Source organism: Mesorhizobium sp. M0478 (assembly GCF_040321305.1).
Lineage (GTDB): Bacteria > Pseudomonadota > Alphaproteobacteria > Rhizobiales > Rhizobiaceae > Mesorhizobium.
In genome coordinates, this window is the sequence record NZ_JAMYRH010000011.1 from 170,642 (window position 1) to 190,236 (window position 19,595).

The 19,595-nt window shown below is 62.7% G+C and carries 21 protein-coding genes; 9 read left to right on the forward strand and 12 right to left on the reverse strand.

What is annotated here, in order from left to right:
* Window positions 1–38: 38 nt before the first annotated feature.
* Together NKI64_RS24115 and NKI64_RS24120 are read right to left on the reverse strand one after the other, a co-directional pair.
* A complete protein-coding gene (locus NKI64_RS24115) occupies window positions 39–656 on the reverse strand; it encodes a PilZ domain-containing protein (RefSeq protein WP_023667501.1) in 618 nt (205 codons plus the stop codon).
* A gap of 124 nt (window positions 657–780) precedes the next feature.
* Window positions 781–1,419, reverse strand: coding sequence for a PAS domain-containing protein (locus NKI64_RS24120; protein WP_352670488.1), 639 nt, complete (start codon window positions 1,417–1,419; stop codon window positions 781–783).
* Between the two features lie 400 nt (window positions 1,420–1,819).
* On the opposite strand from NKI64_RS24120, the gene NKI64_RS24125 reads away from it, so the two are divergent.
* The 4 genes from NKI64_RS24125 (at window position 1,820) to NKI64_RS24140 (ending at window position 5,350) form a co-directional block, all read left to right on the forward strand.
* Entirely contained in the window at window positions 1,820–2,587 is a 768-nt protein-coding gene (locus NKI64_RS24125) for a rhomboid family intramembrane serine protease (RefSeq protein ID WP_352670490.1), read from the forward strand.
* 137 nt (window positions 2,588–2,724) lie between these two features.
* Window positions 2,725–3,156, forward strand: a complete 432-nt coding sequence (locus NKI64_RS24130) for a CBS domain-containing protein (protein ID WP_023667498.1) — start codon at window positions 2,725–2,727, stop codon at window positions 3,154–3,156.
* A 201-nt stretch (window positions 3,157–3,357) separates the two neighbouring features.
* Window positions 3,358–4,857, forward strand: a complete 1,500-nt coding sequence (gene gatB, locus NKI64_RS24135; RefSeq protein WP_023715796.1) for an Asp-tRNA(Asn)/Glu-tRNA(Gln) amidotransferase subunit GatB — start codon at window positions 3,358–3,360, stop codon at window positions 4,855–4,857.
* Window positions 4,858–4,861: 4 nt separating this feature from the next.
* Window positions 4,862–5,350: a GNAT family N-acetyltransferase gene (locus NKI64_RS24140; RefSeq protein WP_352670493.1), complete on the forward strand. Its 489-nt coding sequence runs from the start codon at window positions 4,862–4,864 to the stop codon at window positions 5,348–5,350.
* 16 nt (window positions 5,351–5,366) lie between these two features.
* Here the strand turns inward: NKI64_RS24140 and NKI64_RS24145 are convergent, their stop codons facing one another.
* The 4 genes from NKI64_RS24145 to panB form a co-directional block, all read right to left on the reverse strand.
* Window positions 5,367–6,767, reverse strand: coding sequence for an ArnT family glycosyltransferase (locus NKI64_RS24145; RefSeq protein ID WP_352670496.1), 1,401 nt, complete (start codon window positions 6,765–6,767; stop codon window positions 5,367–5,369).
* Window positions 6,768–6,937: 170 nt separating this feature from the next.
* Entirely contained in the window at window positions 6,938–8,098 is a 1,161-nt protein-coding gene (locus tag NKI64_RS24150) for a helix-turn-helix transcriptional regulator (protein ID WP_352670498.1), read from the reverse strand.
* Between the two features lie 224 nt (window positions 8,099–8,322).
* The gene (panC, locus tag NKI64_RS24155; protein WP_023706622.1) at window positions 8,323–9,180 is read right to left on the reverse strand and encodes a pantoate--beta-alanine ligase; all 858 of its coding nucleotides are present in this window, start codon (window positions 9,178–9,180) and stop codon (window positions 8,323–8,325) included.
* Window positions 9,181–9,191: 11 nt separating this feature from the next.
* On the reverse strand, window positions 9,192–10,022 hold the full coding sequence (gene panB, locus NKI64_RS24160; RefSeq protein WP_023667492.1) for a 3-methyl-2-oxobutanoate hydroxymethyltransferase: 831 nt from the start codon (window positions 10,020–10,022) through the stop codon (window positions 9,192–9,194).
* 322 nt (window positions 10,023–10,344) lie between these two features.
* Between panB and NKI64_RS24165 the strand changes: the two genes are divergently transcribed.
* The 3 genes from NKI64_RS24165 to NKI64_RS24175 all read left to right on the forward strand — a co-directional run bounded on the left by NKI64_RS24165 (window position 10,345) and on the right by NKI64_RS24175 (window position 11,869).
* Window positions 10,345–10,743 (forward strand): NADH:ubiquinone oxidoreductase subunit NDUFA12, encoded by a 399-nt coding sequence (locus tag NKI64_RS24165; protein WP_023667491.1) that lies wholly within the window; start codon window positions 10,345–10,347, stop codon window positions 10,741–10,743.
* A gap of 115 nt (window positions 10,744–10,858) precedes the next feature.
* Complete coding sequence (locus NKI64_RS24170) at window positions 10,859–11,410, forward strand: DUF2155 domain-containing protein (RefSeq protein ID WP_352670501.1); 552 nt, start codon at window positions 10,859–10,861, stop codon at window positions 11,408–11,410.
* 75 nt (window positions 11,411–11,485) lie between these two features.
* Window positions 11,486–11,869, forward strand: a complete 384-nt coding sequence (locus NKI64_RS24175) for a hypothetical protein (RefSeq protein WP_023667489.1) — start codon at window positions 11,486–11,488, stop codon at window positions 11,867–11,869.
* A 41-nt stretch (window positions 11,870–11,910) separates the two neighbouring features.
* Here the strand turns inward: NKI64_RS24175 and aat are convergent, their stop codons facing one another.
* From aat to NKI64_RS24205, 6 genes are all read right to left on the reverse strand, one after another.
* Window positions 11,911–12,528: a leucyl/phenylalanyl-tRNA--protein transferase gene (gene aat / locus NKI64_RS24180; protein WP_023681498.1), complete on the reverse strand. Its 618-nt coding sequence runs from the start codon at window positions 12,526–12,528 to the stop codon at window positions 11,911–11,913.
* 27 nt (window positions 12,529–12,555) lie between these two features.
* Complete coding sequence (accC, locus tag NKI64_RS24185; protein WP_023681497.1) at window positions 12,556–13,899, reverse strand: acetyl-CoA carboxylase biotin carboxylase subunit; 1,344 nt, start codon at window positions 13,897–13,899, stop codon at window positions 12,556–12,558.
* Between the two features lie 10 nt (window positions 13,900–13,909).
* Window positions 13,910–14,374 carry an acetyl-CoA carboxylase biotin carboxyl carrier protein gene (gene accB, locus NKI64_RS24190; RefSeq protein WP_023681496.1) on the reverse strand — a complete coding sequence of 155 codons (465 nt, stop codon included), beginning with the start codon at window positions 14,372–14,374 and terminating at the stop codon, window positions 13,910–13,912.
* Between the two features lie 26 nt (window positions 14,375–14,400).
* A complete protein-coding gene (gene aroQ / locus NKI64_RS24195; RefSeq protein ID WP_023667485.1) occupies window positions 14,401–14,835 on the reverse strand; it encodes a type II 3-dehydroquinate dehydratase in 435 nt (144 codons plus the stop codon).
* 150 nt (window positions 14,836–14,985) lie between these two features.
* Window positions 14,986–15,789 (reverse strand): DsbA family protein, encoded by an 804-nt coding sequence (locus NKI64_RS24200; protein ID WP_023667484.1) that lies wholly within the window; start codon window positions 15,787–15,789, stop codon window positions 14,986–14,988.
* Between the two features lie 58 nt (window positions 15,790–15,847).
* Window positions 15,848–17,260, reverse strand: a complete 1,413-nt coding sequence (locus tag NKI64_RS24205) for a M48 family metalloprotease (RefSeq protein ID WP_023725768.1) — start codon at window positions 17,258–17,260, stop codon at window positions 15,848–15,850.
* Between the two features lie 152 nt (window positions 17,261–17,412).
* Here NKI64_RS24205 and NKI64_RS24210 point away from each other — a divergent pair, with 152 nt between their 5' ends.
* Entirely contained in the window at window positions 17,413–18,561 is a 1,149-nt protein-coding gene (locus NKI64_RS24210) for a pyridoxal phosphate-dependent aminotransferase (RefSeq protein ID WP_023695368.1), read from the forward strand.
* 11 nt (window positions 18,562–18,572) lie between these two features.
* Entirely contained in the window at window positions 18,573–19,502 is a 930-nt protein-coding gene (locus tag NKI64_RS24215) for a glutaminase (protein WP_352670507.1), read from the forward strand.
* The last annotated feature ends 93 nt before the right edge of the window (window positions 19,503–19,595 follow it).

A 19,595-nucleotide genomic window follows, 5' to 3' on the forward strand; every position in this document is an offset into this window, starting at 1 on the left:
GCAGGGCCGGTTCGTTTTTGCTGCCTGTTGCCGATCGTTCAGGCGCGCGGGGCGTTGAACTCGGAATCGAGCGTTTCCGGGCGTTGGATGACGGCGAATTCGATGGCAACGCCATCCTCGAAATGACGCACCACCTGGCCACGCATGGTGCCCAGCATGACCTGGATGCCGAGCGCCGGCTTGACGTCGATCTCGACCGCCGCGCCCGACAGCGACAGGTCGATGATGCGGCACTGATACTGGCGCCCGTCGGTGAGCTGCAGGACGCTTGTCGGGTTGCGCGGCGCCACGCGTTCGTGGCGACGGTCTTCCGGCAGGTCGAGTTCATGCTTGTTGGCGAGCCAGGTCAACTGCGCGGCAAGCTTGTCCTTCTTGCGATCCGAGGCAATGACGGTCATGGCGAAGCCGTCCTGCGAGGTGCGCGTCACCACGCCCTCGATGCGGCCGATATGATCGATATAGGCAATGATTTTTTCGCCCGGCATGCCGACGCGCTCGGTGCGCAACGCGACATTGCCCGGTGACATATCGACGACCTGGCAAGGGTGTTCGGTGCGGTCCTCCAGCATGAAGCGCCCGTAGATCTTGACCCGGACGCGCTGAAAATTACGCCTTTCGGCGCGGGACGGTGCGTATTCGACCGCCGCTGACCTCATGACTGCCTACACCCCGTTGGCATTCCCGCGTCGTGCGTGGAATCTCGGCCAAAACTACAGCCAAGCAGGTTAACAAAGGAGAAAAGTGGGTCGCCGATAGTTAAGATTAGCGCCGGCTTGGAGACTATTGCTCGCGCCCGCCGTCGAACACGACGAGGTGGCGGATACGGCGCGACCGACCGAGCGCCGAGATGGTCTCCGCCGCTTCGAGTTCGGTGGGAGCCAGCGAAGGAACGGATATTTCCGGACGGTTTTTCAGGAACATCGGTTCCTTGTCGGGAGCGATGACGCGGATGGCGTCGATCAGCGCGTCGGTGATCGGGTCGGCGCCCAGCCAGAACGGCTTTTCCACGGCGCTGATGACGCCGAGGCAGCGCGGGTTCTCGACGCCGCCGTCGAGCGGCAGCGCAAGCAACTCGAAGTGGTTGGACCGGCCGCTGCGGCTGAACCCCTCATAAGTGATCAGCACCACGGATTTCTGCTCGAAAACGCCGTGAATGAGGCGCGACACCAGCCGCTGGTCCTTCTCGCGCCATAGCGAGGGGAACGAAAAACCCTTGAGCTCGCGGCCGTAGCCGGCGCAAAGCCTGGTGCCGGCAAGCCGGAACACCGCTTCGCCACGCGTATCCCTTTCCAGGATGAAGGTGTCGGCCAAAAGCGCCTTGATGTCGGCAGGTTCGATCTCCGAACGCTTTGGGGCAGGACGTCCACCACGCAGGCGATTCCAATAATGGAACAGCGCGATTGATCCGTTCTGGTTCATGCTATGAAACTCCGCGCATTCTGCCGTCTGATGGTCCCATCGGTGAACAGAAAGGGCGCCCTCCGATGACCTACATGCGTTCCGGAGCAGGATGCGTGCCAGCGTCGTTAAGACTTGTTCACGGGTCGGGGGCGTTAAGGTTAACAAGTGGTTTACGTTGCGCGCGCAGGCTTGCCATGGCACACCAAAACCACTCCAGAAGCGGTCGTTTCGCGACGACCAACAGCACTTCGGTCAATAGTTTTAGGGGAGCAGGGGGCTCGACCAGCCGTTCAAGGGAAACCTTGGACGGCTTCTTTTTGATTCGCGGTTTGTGATTCGCGCTTTGTGATTCGTAGTTTGTGATTTGTCCGGGCATGGCCTAGATGCTCGCGACACGCAAATCCCTGGATCAGTGCATATGAGCGAACCGGCCGGCCCCCTGGAGACCGAACAGACCGCGGAGGCGCCGCCGCCGCGCCGCGAGCCGGTGTTCAACCTGCCACCGGTGGTGCTGGCGGTGATCGGCATCTGCGTCGCCGTCTTCCTGCTGCAGCAATATGTGCTGACCGAAGAGCAGCAGATAACATTGCTCACCGATGGCGCCTTCATTCCGGTCCTCTACACCGGCCAATACGGTTTCGACTGGTTCCTCTTCACCCGTCCTTTCACCTATGCCTTCATGCATGGCGGCGTTGCCCACATTGCCATCAACATGGTTGCGCTGGCCGCCTTCGGGTCGCCGCTGGCCAACCGTCTCGGCTGGTTCTGGTTCGCCTTGTTTTTCGCCGCCACCGGGCTGGCCGCGGTGGTGCTGTTCTGGGCGGTCCATCCATACAGCGAAGCGCCGCTGGTCGGCGCTTCCGGAGCGATATCGGGCATGATGGGTGCTGCGGCGCGTTTCGGGTTCCGTACCGACCGCTCCTCCGGCAGGGCGGCCTTTGCCGGCCCCGTGCTGCCGATCGCAATCGTTTTGCGCATGCGCGGCGTCGTCAATTTTCTCGGCGCCTGGATGGTCATCAATCTCGCCACCGGCCTTTACGGTCTCGGGCTCGGAGAGCCCGGCCAGATCGCCTGGGAAGCGCACATTGGCGGCCTCGTCGCAGGCTTCTTCGGGTTGCGCTGGTTCGACCGGCGCTGGCGGGCGCCTGAATGGGAGATCCCCGACGACCAGCGCACCCCCGACTAGCGCACTCTATTGGCGCAGCCCACTGGCACACCCCACTGGCACACTTGAAAAGCAACCGATCACGGCGCACGATGTTCACTCTTATGTGAAGCCGGTCAGGGCGGGAGCTGGCTAGCCAAGCAGGAGAGGAGGACGCCATGACGGTTAAGGCAATTCTCGAGAGAAAAGGCCATGACGTGTTCACGCTCGGGCCGAATGTAAAGCTCAGCGAAGCCATTCGAATCCTGGCCGACCACAAGATCGGTGCACTGGTCATCACCAATGGCGATCGCAAGATCGTCGGCATCCTTTCCGAGCGTGACATCGTGCGGGTCGTCGCCAGGGAAGGCGCTGCCGCACTTGATATAACGGTACGCTCGGCGATGACGCCGAAAGTGAAGATCTGCAACGAGAACCACACGGTCAACGAGGTGATGGAGATCATGACCAAAGGCCGTTTCCGCCATCTGCCGGTGGAAAAGGACGGGCTGCTCGACGGTATCGTGTCGATCGGCGACGTGGTCAAGCGCCGCATCGAGGATGTCGAGCGCGAGGCCGACGAGATCAGGGCCTATATCGCAACGGCCTGACCTGACGAAAGGACCGCCGACCGAATACCGGCCGGCGGCGTTCATTCATCGGTTGCCGAGCGGCCGAAAAGGGCTGAAAAGGCCAGCCCGCTGCTCTGCGCTGCTTTGGGCGCTTGTCTCGCGAAGCGGTTTGCACTAGCGAAGACCGATACCCAAATTCGCGAAAATCGCAGTTTTCGCGAGCCAAAAGCGCAGGCCACCATGACCCTTATCGATACCCGCACGCCCGATGCCAAACGTTTTATTCCCGGCGCTACCGGCGATTGGGAGATCATCATCGGCCTCGAGGTTCATGCGCAGGTGACCTCGGAAGCAAAGCTGTTTTCCGGGGCGTCGACGACTTTCGGCGCGGCGCCCAACGCCAATGTCAGCCTCGTCGACGCGGCCATGCCCGGCATGCTGCCGGTCATCAATGAGGAATGCGTCAAGCAGGCGATCCGCACCGGCCTCGGATTGAAGGCGCAGATCAACCACAAGTCGGTGTTCGACCGGAAAAACTATTTCTATCCCGACCTGCCGCAGGGCTACCAGATATCGCAGTTCAAGCAGCCGATCGTTGGCGAAGGCACGATCGTCATTTCGGTCGGTCCCGACCGGCAGGGCGAGTTCGAGGACATCGAGATCGGCATCGAGCGCCTGCACCTGGAGCAGGACGCCGGCAAGTCGATGCACGACCAGCATCCGACCATGTCCTATGTCGATCTCAACCGCTCCGGCGTGGCGCTGATGGAGATTGTCTCCAAGCCGGACATGCGCTCCGCCGACGAGGCCAAGGCGTATGTCACCAAGCTGCGCACCATCGTGCGCTATCTCGGCACTTGCGACGGCAACATGGACGAAGGCTCGATGCGCGCCGACGTCAACGTCTCCGTTCGCAAGCCCGGCGGCGAATTCGGTACGCGCTGTGAGATCAAGAACGTCAATTCGATCCGCTTCATCGGCCAGGCCATCGAGTTCGAGGCGCGCCGCCAGATCGCCATCCTCGAGGATGGCGGCAAGATCGATCAGGAAACCAGGCTGTTCGACGCCGTCAAAGGCGAGACGCGCTCGATGCGCAGCAAGGAAGAGGCGCATGACTACCGCTACTTCCCCGATCCCGACCTTTTGCCGCTGGAATTCGATCAGGCCTATGTCGACGCGCTGGCCAAGGAGTTGCCGGAACTGCCCGACGACAAGAAGGCGCGCCTGATCTCTTCACTTGGCCTGTCGACCTACGACGCCTCGATCCTGGTGTCGGAAAAGCCGATCGCCGACTATTTCGAGCAGGTGGCCTCGGGCCGCGACGGCAAGCTTGCCGCCAACTGGGTCATCAATGACCTGCTCGGCCAGCTTAACAAGGCCGGCAAGGACATTGAAAATGCTCCTGTAACACCGGAGCAGCTCGGTGCCGTGATCGACCTGATCAAGGAAGGCACCATCTCCGGCAAGATCGCCAAGGATCTGTTCGAGATTGTTTGGAACGAGGGCGGCGATCCGCGCCAGCTGGTGGAAAGCCGCGGCATGAAGCAGGTCACCGACACCGGCGCCATCGAGAAGGCGGTCGACGAAGTCATCGCCGCCAACCCCGACAAGGTCGAGCAGGCTCGCGCCAAGCCGACCATGGCCGGCTGGTTCGTCGGCCAGGTGATGAAGGCCACCGGCGGCAAGGCCAACCCGCAAGCGGTTAACGATCTGGTCAAGGCCAAGCTCGGTATCGAATAGAACAATGTTCGTCCGCACCGCCAGCGAACGTGACCTTGCTGCCGTCCGCGCGCTGCTGGTCGAAACCTGGCACGCAACGTACGACACGATCTATGGCGCCGAGCGGGTGACCGAAATTACCGACGACTGGCATTCGATCGCCTCGCTCAAGGCGCGGCTGACAAGGCCGAACTCGGAATTCCTGGTCGCCGATGACGGCAAGCGTATCGGCGGCATGGCTTTTGCCGCCGCAACGACGGATACGAAGATCGTGCTGCTGAACCAGCTCTATGTACTGCCGGCCTGCCAGCGGCAAGGCATCGGCCAGACCTTGCTGGACGAGGTCGAAGCCAGCTTTCCCGAGGCGAACAGGTTGCGCGTCGAGGTGGAAGAGGCCAACGTGCCGGCCATCGCCTTCTACCGTTCGAAGGGATTTTTGCCGGTCGGCAGCACCGCCGATTGCGGCGGCGGTTCGGGGTTGCCGGCGCTGATCTTCGAGAAGCCGCTGGGATAGGCGTCCGACGAAACGTTCAGTGCTGTCCCTTCAGGACGACCAGATAGCCGCGTTCCACCGGCTGCCGGAAGGCGATCTGTTCGGATGTGCCCGGATCTTTCGATTGCTTTTCGATGACGTAGCCGCCGGGATGAGACTTGAGCCATTCCTCAGGCTTGTCGGCGTTCTCGAATGGCTTCTCTATTCGCCCAAGGAAACCGACCTCGCCCTGATAGTCGTAAGCGACGGCCCAGTCCGCGTCCTTTCGTTCGTCGATGAAGCTCGCCAGCGGCGTGAGATCGTAGCGTTTGAACACGGTTGCCGAGGCGGCGGCGTGGCCGATGGCGAAAAGGGCAAGCATGACAAAGGCCGTAGCCCTCAGCCTGGCGACTGAAATCTCGGCCATGAAGTAGCCCAGCAGAATGGTCGCGAATGGTAGTGCCGGCACGACATAGTGCGGCTGCTTGCCGGATATGGCGCTGAAGACCAGCAGCACCGCAATGAACGAGAACGACAGCAGGCGCAGGGCACGCAGATCCGGGGATTTCGTGCCGATCAGGCTGCGTATCCGGGCAGCCGGCTTCAGCCGCCACACCGGGGGGATAAAGGCCCAGGGCACGAACATGAGCGGCAACAGCATCAGGTAAAAGTAAAACGGCCGGCCATGCGAATTGTGCAGGCTTCCGGTAACCCGACCTGCCGACTGGTTCCAGACGAGATCGTAGACGAAACTGCCCTTGGTCAGGATGGTCGCGGGCGCCAGCCATATAGCGACCGGGACAAGGGCGGCGAGAATTGCCAGGCCGGCTCCGGCAAAGAACTGCAAAGGGGCAAGGCCGGCTCGCCGGTCACGCCAGAGGGGATAGAGCAGGACGGGCGCGCCGATGTGAATGAGCACGACCGGGCCTTTGGCCAGCACGCCGAGCCCGATGAAGAGACCCGCCAGCACCGCCTGCCAGCGGTTGCCGGTCCTGGCGAAGCCCAGCAACGCCAGCAGTGCGGCGACCACACAGGCCGTCAAAAGCATGTCGAACAGGATCAGGGTCGAATAGATGACAAAGACGGTGCTGCCGGCCACCAGCCAGGGGATGCGACTGGCAATTTCCGGGCGCTCGGGAAACAGGGTTTTGGCCAGAAGTGTCGTCAGCCAGATGACCAGCGACGAGGCGGCGAAGATGACGAGCATCGCCGCCGCGCGGCTCACACCGAAGATGTTCCAGACGAGATCGATGAGCCAGAACAACAGCGGCGGCTTCTGCAGATAGGGCGCAAAGTTCATCGTCGGTACGAAGACATGTCCACCGAGATACATCTCCCAGGCGACGCTGAGATAACGCGTCTCATCGACCGGCAGTAGCGGACGAAAAGCGAGCGCGATGCAAAGCAGGGCCAGCAGGAAGAGGTAAGGCAGCAGCCGTTCAATTCGTGTCGGTATCAAGTTCGGGGACCGCCCAGGAAATGGTTTCCACGTCCGGTCGTGCACGATGCACCGTCTCCGGACCGGAGCAGAACCGCACCATGATTTTGGCCGAATTGCAACGATGCCGGCTTGGTATTGTGGATTACGCCTGCGTACCGGCAAATAGTTGAAAAATTTGACGATTGGCTTCAGGCCGAGCGCAGCGGCGGCGTCAATTCGCGCATCAGGAGTTCCAGCTCTCGCTGGTCGCCAGTGGCGGTCTTGTCGAAGATCGTCGCCAGCTGTGATTTGACGGTGCCGTCCGAGACGCCGCTGGCAGCCGCGATTTCACGCCGTGTCAGCCCCGCGGCGACATGGCCGGCGACACGCTTTTCCGCGGTGGTCAGTCCGAACAGCGCTGCGATCGCTTCCAGCGCCGGCACTGATGCGGCGCCGGCGGCGGCAATGAAGATGGCCGCGGCGGCGCGCGGCGACATGCGGGCCGAAATGTCGCGTCGCGCCAGAGGCATGACATGCGCCACCGCCGGAGACATGGCCTTCACCAGCGGAATGTTGATGCCGGACGGTCCGAGCGCGAATTCGTCGCGCGTGCCGAGCTGGACGGCGCGGCCGATGGCGGTGTTGGCGTTGGCATAAGCGAAGGACAGCTGGCCGCGCACCGAGGACACTGAGGCGGTTTCGGTGAGCAGGGCTTCGGCTGCCGGATTGGCGAAAATGATCTGCATATCGTCGGCGACGATCAGCACTGGATGGTCGAGGCTCTCAAGGATCGAGCGAAAGATGTCGGCCTTGCGCCGCTCGGCCTCGAACAGGTCGCCGATGGTCACCGCACGCCGGACATGGGGGGCGAGCCTGGACATCAGGTCGATATCCCTGGCTGAAATCTGGGGCCTGTCCTTGTCGGTAACCACCATCAGCGTGCCGGTGCGCGCCGGCTGCTTCATCAGCGCTACCCAGAAGAAATCGTCGAGACGGTTGGGTTCCACCCACTCGCGCACGATGCGGCTTTCGAGCCAGTTCTGGCGGGCGTCAGGGCCTTGCAGGGCGTAGACGCTGTCGACGGTCAACGGTATGTCGACTTCCATCTTCGGCACCGCCTTGAAAAAGGGCACCTCGCAGGCGTAGTCGCGCTGCAGCGGCTCAAGCAGAACCGGATCGCCGCAGGAAGTCGAAAACCGGGCCGAGTTTCTCGCCGTATCGACGACCGCCAGCATGGCAAGCCGGCCGAGCGCCAATTTGCAGATTGATTCAAGCGTCGATGGCCAACGGCCGACATCGACAATCGAATCGTAGATTGCCTCGACGATCTGCGGCAGGGCGCGACCGACTATGTTGGCCTGGACAGACACGTAGAGCCTCGTAAGGATTGCAACGTAGTGGCAGGTCACACACTGTCTCTGCCTGGGGTCGCACACAACATAGCCGGCTTGGTTACGTCTGTGAAACGTCTCACAGCGGCGTTCGGTGTATCGTGAGCGCTTACGGGCTGGCCAGAACGTACCTGATGAGCCGTTGTCTAAGAGCGCTCGGGCCGCTCTGCGATACAAATCAAAGTGAACGGAATTGGAATTTTTCAGGGAATAAATGAGTAAACTTCCACATTGTCGATCAACCTGGTTCTGCCAAGCCACGCCGCGGCAAGCAGGCGGCCATCGCCGTCACGCCGCCACGAGGTGAGCGTCAGGCTCTCGCGCGCGGCGACATAGTCGACGCTGTCGAAGCCTGCCTCGAGAAGCGCGGCAGTGGCTTTACCGGTCACGCCGTTTTCATCGGCACCGGCCGCGAGCGCTGCCGCCGTCTGGCGCAAGATGACATTGAGCTGTCGCGCGACGTCGAGCTCGGCGGCGTCGAGATAGGCGTTGCGCGACGACATTGCCAGGCCATGCGCATCGCGCACGGTTGGCGCGCCGACGATTTCCACCGGAAGGTCAAGATCGCGGCAGAGCTTTCGGACGACGCAAAGCTGCTGGTAGTCTTTTTCGCCGAAGATGGCGTAGTCGGGCAGGGCTTGCAGAAAGAGCTTGGCCACGACCGTGGCGACGCCCTCGAAGAAGGTCGGCCTGAAATCCGATTCCAGGCCAGAAGACGGGCCGCCGACCGAAATCTTCGTCGCAAAGCCTGCCGGATACATCTCGGAAACCGTAGGCGTGAAGGCAAGCTGTGCGCCGGCCTCGGTCAGCCGGTCGAGATCGCGGGCCAGCTGACGCGGATACTTGTCGAGATCTTCAGTGGGGGCGAACTGGGCCGGGTTGACGAAGATCGAGACGACGCAGCGATCGGCCGTTGCGAGCGCGGCCCCGACCAGCGAGATATGGCCGTCATGCAAAGCGCCCATGGTCGGCACCATGGCGACGCTCAGGCCTTCGCGCCGCCATTCGCGGATCTGCGCGCGAAGGCCGGGCACGGTGTCGACGACGAGCGGCTGGCTGATGGGGGGCCGGTTCATGCCTTGTCCTTGTCGCTCGCGGCTGAAAAGACGTGGCCCGGCCCGGGGAAGGTGCGGCTGCGCACCTCCGCTGCGTAGCGCGCCGCGGCATCGGCGACCGCGCTGCGCAAATCGGCGTATTCCTTGACGAATTTCGGCACCCGGTCGACCGTCAGGCCGACCATGTCGTCGATGACCAGGATCTGGCCGTCGCAATCGCGGCTGGCGCCGATGCCAATGGTGGGAATGGCAATGCGCCGGGTGAGGTCGGCGGCAACGGTCTCGACCGTGCCCTCGATGACCAGCGAAAACGTGCCGGCTTTCTCGACCGCGTCGGCGTCGCGCATGAGCGCGGCCACATTCTCCGGCGTGCGGCCCTTGATCTTGTAGCCACCGTCCTTTTCCACCGATTGCGGCTGCAAGCCGATATGGCCCATCACTGGAATGCCGGCCGCGACGATTGCCGCGATCTGGAGGGCGACTTCGACGCCGCCTTCCAGCTTCACCGCCTGGCAGCCGGTTTCCTCAGAGATGCGGCGCGCCGAGGCAAGGGCTTGCGCGGCCGAAGTCTCGTAGCTGCCGGCCGGCATATCGACCACCACGCAGGCCTTTGATGAACCGCGCATCACGGCCTGGCCATGGGCGATCATCATCTCCAGCGAGGCGCCGAGCGTGGTCTTGTGGCCATGCAGCACCATGGCAACGCTGTCGCCGACCAGGAGAAGGTCGACATGATCGTCGAGCAGGCGGGCGACGGGATAGGTGTAAGCGGTAAGGCATACGATCGGCACGCCGCCCTTGCGGGCGCGTATTGTCTCCGCACTGATCCTGGCGACAGCTAAGGCCATTCCTCACCTCCCGCAGCCGGCGTTGACTACAGCGCCGCGCCCCGTGGACGCGCAAAGGACGCTGTAGCACTTGGGTTTGCGCATGATCCTTTCCGAAAATCGATTTCGATTTTCGGGGTCATGCGGCAGCGCCGGGCGATGAGAGCTTTAGGAAGACGCAGCCGGCTTGGCAAGCGTCGGTTCGCAGGTGCGAAATGGATCGGCCAATGACCGAGCGTTTCGGCATGCCGTCAGTGCCGCAGGCGCCGCAAAACCCTTGCCTTCGCCAAGGCCTGACGCCATAAGCAGGGACAGCCACCGCCGCGCGCCCGCGAGGATCTGAATGAAAACTTTCCTTCTGCAGTTTTTCACCTGGTGGAACCGCCAGACGCTGGGAACCCGTTTTCACACATGGCGCCACGGCAACAAGGTCGGCCAGGATGGGGCCGGCAACGTCTACTACGAAGGCGGCGTTGATTCGGAAGGCCGCACCCGCCGCTGGGTCATCTACGCCAATTATTCGGAGGCGTCGGCGATCCCCCCGGGCTGGCACGGCTGGATGCATCACCGCGTCGATGTGGCGCCGCCAAGCGACGACTATCGGCCGCGCGAATGGGAAAAGGCGCATGAGCCGAACCTCACGGGAACACCGGCGGCTTATCGCCCAAAGGGTTCCGTGCTCACCAATCAGCACCGTCCGCAGGTGACGGGCGACTACGATGCGTGGACGCCTGGTTCTTGACCGCCGGCCGGTCCTTTGTCGCCACAATTGGCGTTTAGCTGCTTGCTGATATGACAACGGCGAATAGCCTTGGGCGTGACAGAATCACCCGGGCCCAAACCACCGGTATCTCCGCATGAACATTTTCAGCCTGACATCGATGGCCGGACTGGCGGCAATTGGCGCTATCGCCATGTTCCCGACAGCGTTTGCCGCGGCGCAGGCGCCTGCGGCAGCACCCGCAATCTCCGATCGCATCACCGATCCGGTCGCCGAATTTGCCGGCATCGACAAGATCACCGGCCGTATCATCACCTTCGATGTCTACATCGACGAAACCGTGCAGTTCGGCGCTTTGCAGGTGACGCCGCGCATCTGCTATTCGCGGCCGGAGAATGAAGAGCCGAAGACCGATTCCTTCGTCGAAGTCGACGAAATCACGCTCGACCGCAAGATCCGCCGCATCTTCACCGGCTGGATGTTCGCCGAGAGCCCCGGCCTAAACGCCGTCGAGCACGCCGTCTATGACGTCTGGCTAAAGGGCTGCAAGCAGAAGTCGGATGTGCCGCCGCCCGACGCGGCCAATGCCGAGACGCCCAAGGTCGACACGTCCAAGCCAAAGCCCGCCGCTGCTCCGGCCGCCGAACAGCCGGACCCCACGGAGCCTGACGCGACCAACACCAACTGATCCTCCGGAACCGTCATGGCCACCATGCGTTGGGCCATGGACGACCGCGCATTTGCGCGCTTGGAGGATATTCTGATGTCGGACAGCAAACGGATCACGGCCAGCAAAGACGACCTGCTCGAACTCGAAAAGGGGTTCTGGACGGGCGACGAAGCTTACTACGCCGCCAATGTCGACACAGAATGCCTGGTGGCATTTCCTGAGATGGCACAGGCAATGGACAATGCCGATCTGGCCAAGACCGCGACCAAGCCCAACCGCTGGCGCGACCTTCAGATCGACCTCAAGGGTATCATCGAGCCCGGCAGCGACATTATCATGCTGACCTATGAGGCTCATGCGACACGAGAAAACGGCGAGCCCTACGCCGCGTTGGTCAGCACCGGCTATGTCCACCGTGTCAACGGCTGGAAGATGATGTTCCATTCGCAGACGCCGATGGAAACCGCGAAGGGCTGACCCCTTCACCGGTCGAGCCGGCTCGGCCGCTCGGTCTCCGGTCAGGGATAAAAAACGGCTTCCCCCTTCAGCGCGTCGGCCAACATCTTCTCGTATTTGACGCGCGGCACGTCGACCGCGCCGAAGCGTTTGAGATGCTCAGTGGTGAATTGCGTGTCGAGCAGGGCAAAGCCGCGCGCCTTCAGCCGCTCGACCAGATGATACAGGCAGGTCTTGGACGCGTCGGTTTCCCGGGCGAACATGCTTTCGCCGAAGAACACGCGACCGAGCGAGACGCCATAGAGGCCGCCGACCAGCCGTTCCTCGCGCCATGCCTCGACCGAATGGCAGTGCCCCAGACGGTGCAGTTCGATATAGGCTTCGCGGATCGGCGCGTTGATCCAGGTCGAGCGGCGCTCCTCGCGCTTTTCGGCGCAGCCGTCGATCGTCGCCTCGAAATCGAAATCGAAGCGGATGTCGAACGGGTGCTTGCGAATTGTCTTCCGCAAGCTCTTCGGCGTGTGGAAGCCATCGAGCGGTATGATGCCGCGCGTCTCCGGCCGCACCCAGAACACTTCCGGGTCGGAAGCGCTCTCGGCCATCGGGAAGACGCCCGAGGCATAGGCCTTGAGCAACAGGTCGGTCGGAATGCGATAGCCGGGAGCGTAAGGACGGGTCATCGCGGCATCATAGCGGCAAGTCGGGCGCTATTCCTCTTTGGCCAGATACTTTTCCAGCCAGTGGATGTCGTAGTCGCCATTGGCGATATCGGCATTGCCGACCAGGTCGCGAAACAGCGGCAGCGTCGTCTTGATGCCGTCGACGACGAACTCGTCGAGCGCCCGGCGCAGCCGCATCATGCATTCGACGCGGTTGCGGCCGTGCACGATCAGCTTGCCGATCAGGCTGTCATAATAGGGCGGGATCTTGTAGCCGGAATAGACACCGGAATCGACGCGGATGCCGAGACCGCCAGGCGTATGGAAATGCGTAATCGTGCCGGGCGAAGGCGTGAAGGTGCGCGGGTCCTCGGCATTAATGCGGCATTCTATGGCGTGGCCGTTGAACTTGATGTCCTCCTGGCGCACCGAAAGCCCGCCGCCGGAGGCGACGCGGATCTGTTCGTGGACGAGATCGATGCCGGTGATCGCCTCCGTTACCGGATGCTCGACCTGCAGCCGCGTGTTCATCTCGATGAAGTAGAACTCGCCATTCTCGTACAGGAATTCGATGGTGCCTGCGCCGGAGTAGCCGAGGTCGGCGATGGCCTTGGCACAGATATTGCCGATGCGGGCGCGCTCCTCGGCGTTGAGGGCCGGCGAGGGCGCCTCTTCCCAGACTTTCTGGTGGCGGCGTTGCAGCGAACAGTCGCGCTCGCCGAAATGCACGCCGCGGCCGGCGCCGTCGCCGAATACCTGCACCTCGATGTGGCGCGGCTTTTCCAGGTATTTCTCGATGTAGACGGCATCGTCGCCGAAGGCGGCTCCCGCTTCCGTGCTCGCTGTCTGCAAGGCGATCTCAAGGTCAGCCTCGGTAAGGGCGACCTTCATACCGCGCCCGCCACCGCCTGCCGATGCCTTGATGATCACGGGATAGCCGATCTCGGCGGCAATGCGCCTAGCTTCCTTTTGATCGGTGACGGCGCCGTCGGAGCCCGGCACAACCGGAATGCCGAGCCGCTTTGCGGTGCGCTTGGCCTCGATCTTGTCGCCCATGATGCGGATGTGGTCGCCCGACGGGCCGATGAAGGTGATGTTGTGGGCGGCGAGAATGTCGGCGAACTTGGCGTTTTCCGACAGGAAGCCATAGCCCGGATGCACGGCATCGGCGCCTGTGATCTCGCAGGCTGCGACGATCTGGTGGATGTTGAGATAGCTGTCGCGCGACGGCGGCGGACCGATGCACACGCTTTCGTCGGCGAGCCTGACATGCATGGCGTCAGCGTCGGCGGTCGAATGCACGACCACGGTCTGGATGCCGAGTTCCTTGCAGGCGCGCAGCACCCGAAGCGCGATTTCGCCGCGGTTGGCGATGAGGATCTTCTGGAACATCCGGCCCGCTCTACTCGATCACGACGAGCGGCATGCCGTACTCGACCGGCTGGCCGTCCTCGAACAGGATCGCCGTCACCGTGCCGGCGCGCGGCGAAGGGATCTGGTTCATCGTCTTCATCGCTTCGATGATCAGCAGCGTCTGGCCTTCCTTGACCTTCTGGCCGACTTCGATGAAGGCCTTGGCGTCGGGCGAGGGCGCGAGATAGGCGGTGCCGACCATCGGCGAGGGGACCGCGTTCTTGGACGGATCGGCCACTGCTGGTGCGGCAGCCGCGCCGGCCGCGGGCTGCTGCGCTGCCGGAGCATAACCGGCCTGCGGTGCGGCGATGGCGTGGACGGCCGGCGCCTGGCGCGATACGCGCACCTTCAGGTCGCCGAGCTCGACTTCGATCTCGGTGAGATTGGTGTCGTTCAGTATGCCCGCCAGATCGCGGATCAGTTGCTGGTCAACACCGGTCTTCTTTATCGACATTTTCGAGCCTTCTGTTTGTGGGCCGGTCATAGGCGTGCCGCCAGCGCCTGCAGCGCCAGCGAGTAGCCAAGCGGCCCGAACCCGCAGATCATGCCGACAGCGACCGGCGCGACCATGGAGACGTGGCGGAATGGTTCCCGCGCGTGGATGTTGGAGAGGTGAACTTCGGCGACGGGCAGCGGCGCGACAGCGCGGATGGCGTCGTGAATGGCAATCGAGGTGTGGCTGTAGGCACCCGGATTGATGACGATGCCGGCTGCCTTGTCGCCGGCTTCCTGGATCCAGTCGACGAGGTCGCCCTCATGGTTCGACTGGCGAAAATCAATCTCGAGGCCAAGCGCGGCGCCCGCCTGCTTGCAGTCGTCGGCGATCGCGGCAAGCGTCTTGCCGCCATAGATGCCCGGCTCGCGCTTGCCGAGCGCGTTCAGGTTGGGGCCGTTCAGGACGAAAATCGTTTTCAAAAATGCCGACCTTTTCCGACGCCGGCCTCAAGCCGGCGCGCAGGGCCTTCTATAATGGGCATAGCCGCCCGCGGAAAGAGCACAAGTGCGATCTTTCACTGTCCACAACAGGCGGAAATGTGCCCGTGAGAAATAGGCTCGCGTGCAAGATCAGAGCGCGGCTTTCGCCGCCTCGATCTTTTCAGCCAGCACTTCCTGGCCGAGCGCCCCGAACACCACCTCATTGCCGACCACGTAGGAAGGCGTTCCGGTGATGGCCAGCTTGTTGGCGAGGTCGAAGGTCTTGGAGAAAGCCTCGGTGATGGTCGGATCCTTCATCTTCTCGCGCAATTTCGCCTCATCGGCGCCTAGCGACAGCGCAACCTTGATGGCCGCCGCCTCGGTGGCGCGGCCCTGGCCGCCGAGCAGGGCGTTGTGGAACTCGCCGTATTTCTCCGGATGCATCAGGTGGAAAGCCATCGAGACGACGCTGGCCTTTTGCGAATCCGGCCCGAGGATCGGGAATTCCTTGAGCACGAAGCGCAGTTCCGGATCGGCCTTTGTCAGAGCCTGCATGTCGTCGATGGCGCGTTTGCAGAAGCCGCAATTGTAGTCGTAGAATTCGACGATGGTGACCTTGCCCTTCGGATTGCCGACGACGCCGTCGAAGGTCGAGTTGAAAATCTCGGACTTGGCCTTCTCGATGACGCCGAGGCTGGCTATGCGCTGCTCTTCCTTCTGCTTGGCCTCGAGCGCCTCCTGCACTTCGAGCAGCACTTCGGGGTTCTTCAGGAGATAGTCGCGGATAATGCCCTCGACCTCAGTGCGATCGATCTTGGTGTCGGCAGAGGCGGTTTGCACGGTCTGCGCCGTGCCGGCCTTGGCGACCTGCGGACTGCCGGCGACGAACCCGAAAGCGAGCATGGCAAGAGCAGCCGCCACTCCCGTCGTGCCGAGCAATATTGCCTTGTTCATCGTCTCATCCTCTTTACCGGTTCCGGTCTATCCTAGTCGCCGCGGGCGACCGGAAGGTTCATTTCTTGAGTTTGCCTGAAGGGTTGTAGTTTATGATGTCCTGCGCGCGAATCCAGCCGGGTTCGCCACGCTTCAAGTCCTTTTGCGCGCGCATGGCGAAAATTTTCGCATTCGTGTAATCGCCGGAATAGAAATGGCCCTCGGCGGTGGCGAGTTCCGCCGCCGGAATGTTGCCAAGCTCGCCATAGGCCTGGGCGAGATAGCGGTATCCGACCGTGTTTTCCTTGTCGCGCCCGAGGCCGTTGTTGATCTGCACCACCGCCTTCTTCAGCGAATCGGGCGTGCCGATGGCCATCAGCGCCTGGCCGAGAGAAACGGGCAACAGGCCCGACCTCACCGGATCGAGGCTGACCGCCTTGGCATAGGCGTCCGCGGCGTCCTTGGGCTTGTTGGCCTTCATCAGTATGTCGCCGCGCATTTCCTGGAAGTAGGGGTTCTTCGGCTGTTCCTTGATCAGTGCATTGGCCTTGGTCAGCGCCGCGCCCAGATTGCCGTAGAGATAGGCCATCTGCGCTTCGCCATAGCGCGAGGCGAGGCTGCCCGGGGCCTTGCGGATCAGCCGCGTGGCCGCGGCCTGGCCGCCCATATAGGCGGCGATCTTGATGCGCATCATGTCGTGCCGCTGCTGCAGTGCCGGCGGATCGACCTTGTCGACATTGGGGCTCTGCTTGACCAGCACTTCGAGATTGGCGATGCGCTCCTGCGGCATCGGGTGGCTGATGCGGTAGGGATCGACCTGCGTGCCGGACAGCGACAGCGCGGTCTGGAAGCGGGCGAAGGTCTTCAGCATGCCCATGCCGGACTGGCCGGTGGCATTGAGATAGGTGATGGCAGAGCGGTCGGCGGTCGACTCTTCGGTGCGCTGGTAGGCAAGAATGCTGCGCTGCGCCATCTCGCCGCCGCCCGCGGCCACGCCCATGCCGGCGCCGGCAAGGCCGCGGCTGTTGGTGGTGGCGCCGGCAACGATGGCGCCGGCGCCAAGCAGCGTGGCGATGATGGCCATGGTCTTGGCGCGCTCGAGCTGGTCGCGTAATTTCTGCTGATGGCCGCCTGCGATGTGGCCGGCCTCATGGGCGATGACGCCGATGATCTCGTTGGGCGTTTCTGCCTGCATCAGCGCGCCGGTGTTGATGAACAGCCGGCGCCCGGTGACGAAGGCGTTGAAGCTCTGATCGTTGACCAGAACGATATCGACACCGTCATTGGCAAGACCGGCCGCCTTGAAGATCGGCCGCGCATAGTCGCGCACCAGCGCCTCGATCTCGGCATCGCGCACGACCGGCACCGCCTGGGCGAAGGCCGTCACCGAGCCGGTGACAGCGACGGCGGCGGCAAGCAAAAGCGTCGCGAAGCCGCGCGCTGTCTTCCCGATGGAAGATTTGGACATCGTTGATTTGGGTCGGCTCAGCATGAGGTCCACTGGTAAACGAGCGCGCGAACGATGAAAAGTCACGGCACCGAAACTAGGCGAACTTGTGATCCTCACATCAATCGGGCATTTGTGCGGCGCTGCCGCCGGTTGATGGCTTTGAGCGGCGGGCCGGACGGAAAGATTGAGGTCAAATGGTAGTTTCGCTGTCGCGCCGCGGTGAAGTCGAGCCGTTTCACGCCATGGACATTCTGGCCGAAGCCAACCGGCTGAAGGCGACGGGCGTGCCTGTCGTCTCCATGGCCGTCGGCCAGCCATCCGATCCGGCGCCCGTGGGCGTGAGGGAAGCAGCCGCAAATGCGCTGAGGATCGGACGCATCGGCTATACCGACACACTCGGTCTGGCGGATCTGCGCAAGGCGATCGCCACGCATTATGGCGACCATTACGGGATCGATGTCGCGCCGAACCGGATCGCCGTGACCACGGGATCGTCGGCCGCCTTCAATCTGGCATTCCTGGCGATGTTCGATCCCGGCGACCGCGTCGCCATCGCAGCACCCGGCTATCCCGCCTACCGCAACATCATGGCGGCGCTCGGCATCGAGATCGTCGAGATGGAGCTCGGCAGCGACGCCTACCTGTACGCCGAGCATTTGAAATCGGCGCACCAGGAAAAACCGCTGAAGGGCGTGTTGTTCGCCAGCCCGGCCAATCCGACAGGTGCGGTCATTCCCGTCGACGAGTTGTCGGCACTGGTGAGGACAGCCGAAGAACTCGGCATCGCGGTGATATCGGACGAAATCTATCACCGGCTGGCCTATGCCGCGCCCGACACCACGGCGCTGGCCTATGGCTCAGGCGTGACGGTGATCAATTCCTTCTCGAAATATTATTGCATGACCGGATGGCGCATCGGCTGGATGGTGCTGCCGGAAGCTCTGGTGAGGCCGATCGAGCGCATCGCCCAGAGCCTCTACATCTCGCCGCCGGAACTGTCGCAGATCGCGGCGATCGAAGCCTTCAAGGCGACGCAAGAGCTGGAAGCGGTAAAGGCGCGCTACGCCTGGAACCGCGAGCTGTTGATGCGGCGCCTGCCGGAACTCGGATTTCCCTTGGCGGCGCCGATGGACGGCGCCTTCTACGCTTTCTGCGATGTTACCCGGCATACCAATGACAGCATGGCCTTTGCGCGCAAGATGCTGGCCGAGGCGCATGTGGCGGCGACGCCCGGCCGTGATTTCGATCCACTTCAGGGCCACCGCACGATGCGCTTTTCCTATGCCGGCAGCCATGACGACATGGTCGAGGCGATGGCGCGCATCGAGCGCTGGCTGAAATAGCGGGGACGAGCATGCCGGATCTTGAACAAGTGCTGGCCGATGTCGCCGCCGAGATGGCCGAGCTCACCGATCGCGGTGACGTCGCCACCTACATTCCGCAGCTCGGCAAGGTCGATCCGAAGAAATTCGGCATTGCCGCCGTGACCAATGACGGCCGCGTGCTGGTCGCCGGCGACGCCGACCAGGCGTTTTCGATCCAGTCCATCTCCAAGGTGTTTACGCTTACGTTGGCGCTCGGCAATGTCGGCGACGCGCTGTGGCAGCGTGTCGGACGCGAGCCGTCGGGCAATCCGTTCAACTCGATCGTGCAACTCGAGCATGAGAACGGCATTCCGCGCAATCCGTTCATCAATGCCGGCGCCATCGTCGTGTCCGACATACTGCTTGCCGGCCACCAGCCGCGCGAGGCGATCGGCGAAATCCTGCGCTTCATCCAGTTCCTTGCCGATGACGAAACCATCATCATCGACCGCGAGGTCGCGGCATCCGAACGCGCCACCGGCTATCGCAACTTCGCGCTTGCCAACTACATGAAATCCTTCGGCAATCTCAACCATGCACCCGAGCTGTCGCTGGGCGTGTACTTCCACCATTGCGCGATCGCCATGAGCTGCCGGCAATTGGCGCTGGCCGGCCGCTTCCTCGCCAATGGCGGCAGAAACCCGGCAACCGGGCACTCCGTGGTGTCTGCCGAGCGGGCGCGGCGCATCGGCGCCATGATGCTGACCTGCGGCCACTATGACGGCTCCGGCGATTTCGCCTTCCGTGTCGGCATTCCGGGAAAAAGCGGCGTCGGCGGGGGCATATTGGGGATCGTGCCGGGTGTGGCTTCACTCGCCGTATGGTCGCCGGGCTTGAACGCCAACGGCAATTCCAAGTTGGGGTCGATCGCCTTGGAAAAACTGGCCAGGATGATGAACTGGTCGATTTTCGCCCCCTGACGCCTTCCATCATTCGCGCATGAAAAAATCCCGCGCCGTGGTTTGAATGGCGCGGGATTTTTGTCAGGAACCTATCTTAATCGGCTGAATAGC

What these genes read in the sequence shown, in the direction of transcription:
- NKI64_RS24115 (WP_023667501.1), bottom strand. Translation starts at nt 656, where the DNA reads ATGAGGTCAGCGGCGGTCGAATACGCACCGTCCCGCGCCGAAAGGCGT.
- NKI64_RS24120 (WP_352670488.1), bottom strand. Translation starts at nt 1,419, where the DNA reads ATGAACCAGAACGGATCAATCGCGCTGTTCCATTATTGGAATCGCCTG.
- NKI64_RS24125 (WP_352670490.1), top strand. Translation starts at nt 1,820, where the DNA reads ATGAGCGAACCGGCCGGCCCCCTGGAGACCGAACAGACCGCGGAGGCG.
- NKI64_RS24130 (WP_023667498.1), top strand. Translation starts at nt 2,725, where the DNA reads ATGACGGTTAAGGCAATTCTCGAGAGAAAAGGCCATGACGTGTTCACG.
- gatB (WP_023715796.1), top strand. Translation starts at nt 3,358, where the DNA reads ATGACCCTTATCGATACCCGCACGCCCGATGCCAAACGTTTTATTCCC.
- NKI64_RS24140 (WP_352670493.1), top strand. Translation starts at nt 4,862, where the DNA reads ATGTTCGTCCGCACCGCCAGCGAACGTGACCTTGCTGCCGTCCGCGCG.
- panB (WP_023667492.1), bottom strand. Translation starts at nt 10,022, where the DNA reads ATGGCCTTAGCTGTCGCCAGGATCAGTGCGGAGACAATACGCGCCCGC.
- NKI64_RS24165 (WP_023667491.1), top strand. Translation starts at nt 10,345, where the DNA reads ATGAAAACTTTCCTTCTGCAGTTTTTCACCTGGTGGAACCGCCAGACG.
- NKI64_RS24170 (WP_352670501.1), top strand. Translation starts at nt 10,859, where the DNA reads ATGAACATTTTCAGCCTGACATCGATGGCCGGACTGGCGGCAATTGGC.
- NKI64_RS24175 (WP_023667489.1), top strand. Translation starts at nt 11,486, where the DNA reads ATGTCGGACAGCAAACGGATCACGGCCAGCAAAGACGACCTGCTCGAA.
- aat (WP_023681498.1), bottom strand. Translation starts at nt 12,528, where the DNA reads ATGACCCGTCCTTACGCTCCCGGCTATCGCATTCCGACCGACCTGTTG.
- accC (WP_023681497.1), bottom strand. Translation starts at nt 13,899, where the DNA reads ATGTTCCAGAAGATCCTCATCGCCAACCGCGGCGAAATCGCGCTTCGG.
- accB (WP_023681496.1), bottom strand. Translation starts at nt 14,374, where the DNA reads ATGTCGATAAAGAAGACCGGTGTTGACCAGCAACTGATCCGCGATCTG.
- NKI64_RS24200 (WP_023667484.1), bottom strand. Translation starts at nt 15,789, where the DNA reads ATGAACAAGGCAATATTGCTCGGCACGACGGGAGTGGCGGCTGCTCTT.
- NKI64_RS24205 (WP_023725768.1), bottom strand. Translation starts at nt 17,260, where the DNA reads ATGCTGAGCCGACCCAAATCAACGATGTCCAAATCTTCCATCGGGAAG.
- NKI64_RS24210 (WP_023695368.1), top strand. Translation starts at nt 17,413, where the DNA reads ATGGTAGTTTCGCTGTCGCGCCGCGGTGAAGTCGAGCCGTTTCACGCC.
- NKI64_RS24215 (WP_352670507.1), top strand. Translation starts at nt 18,573, where the DNA reads ATGCCGGATCTTGAACAAGTGCTGGCCGATGTCGCCGCCGAGATGGCC.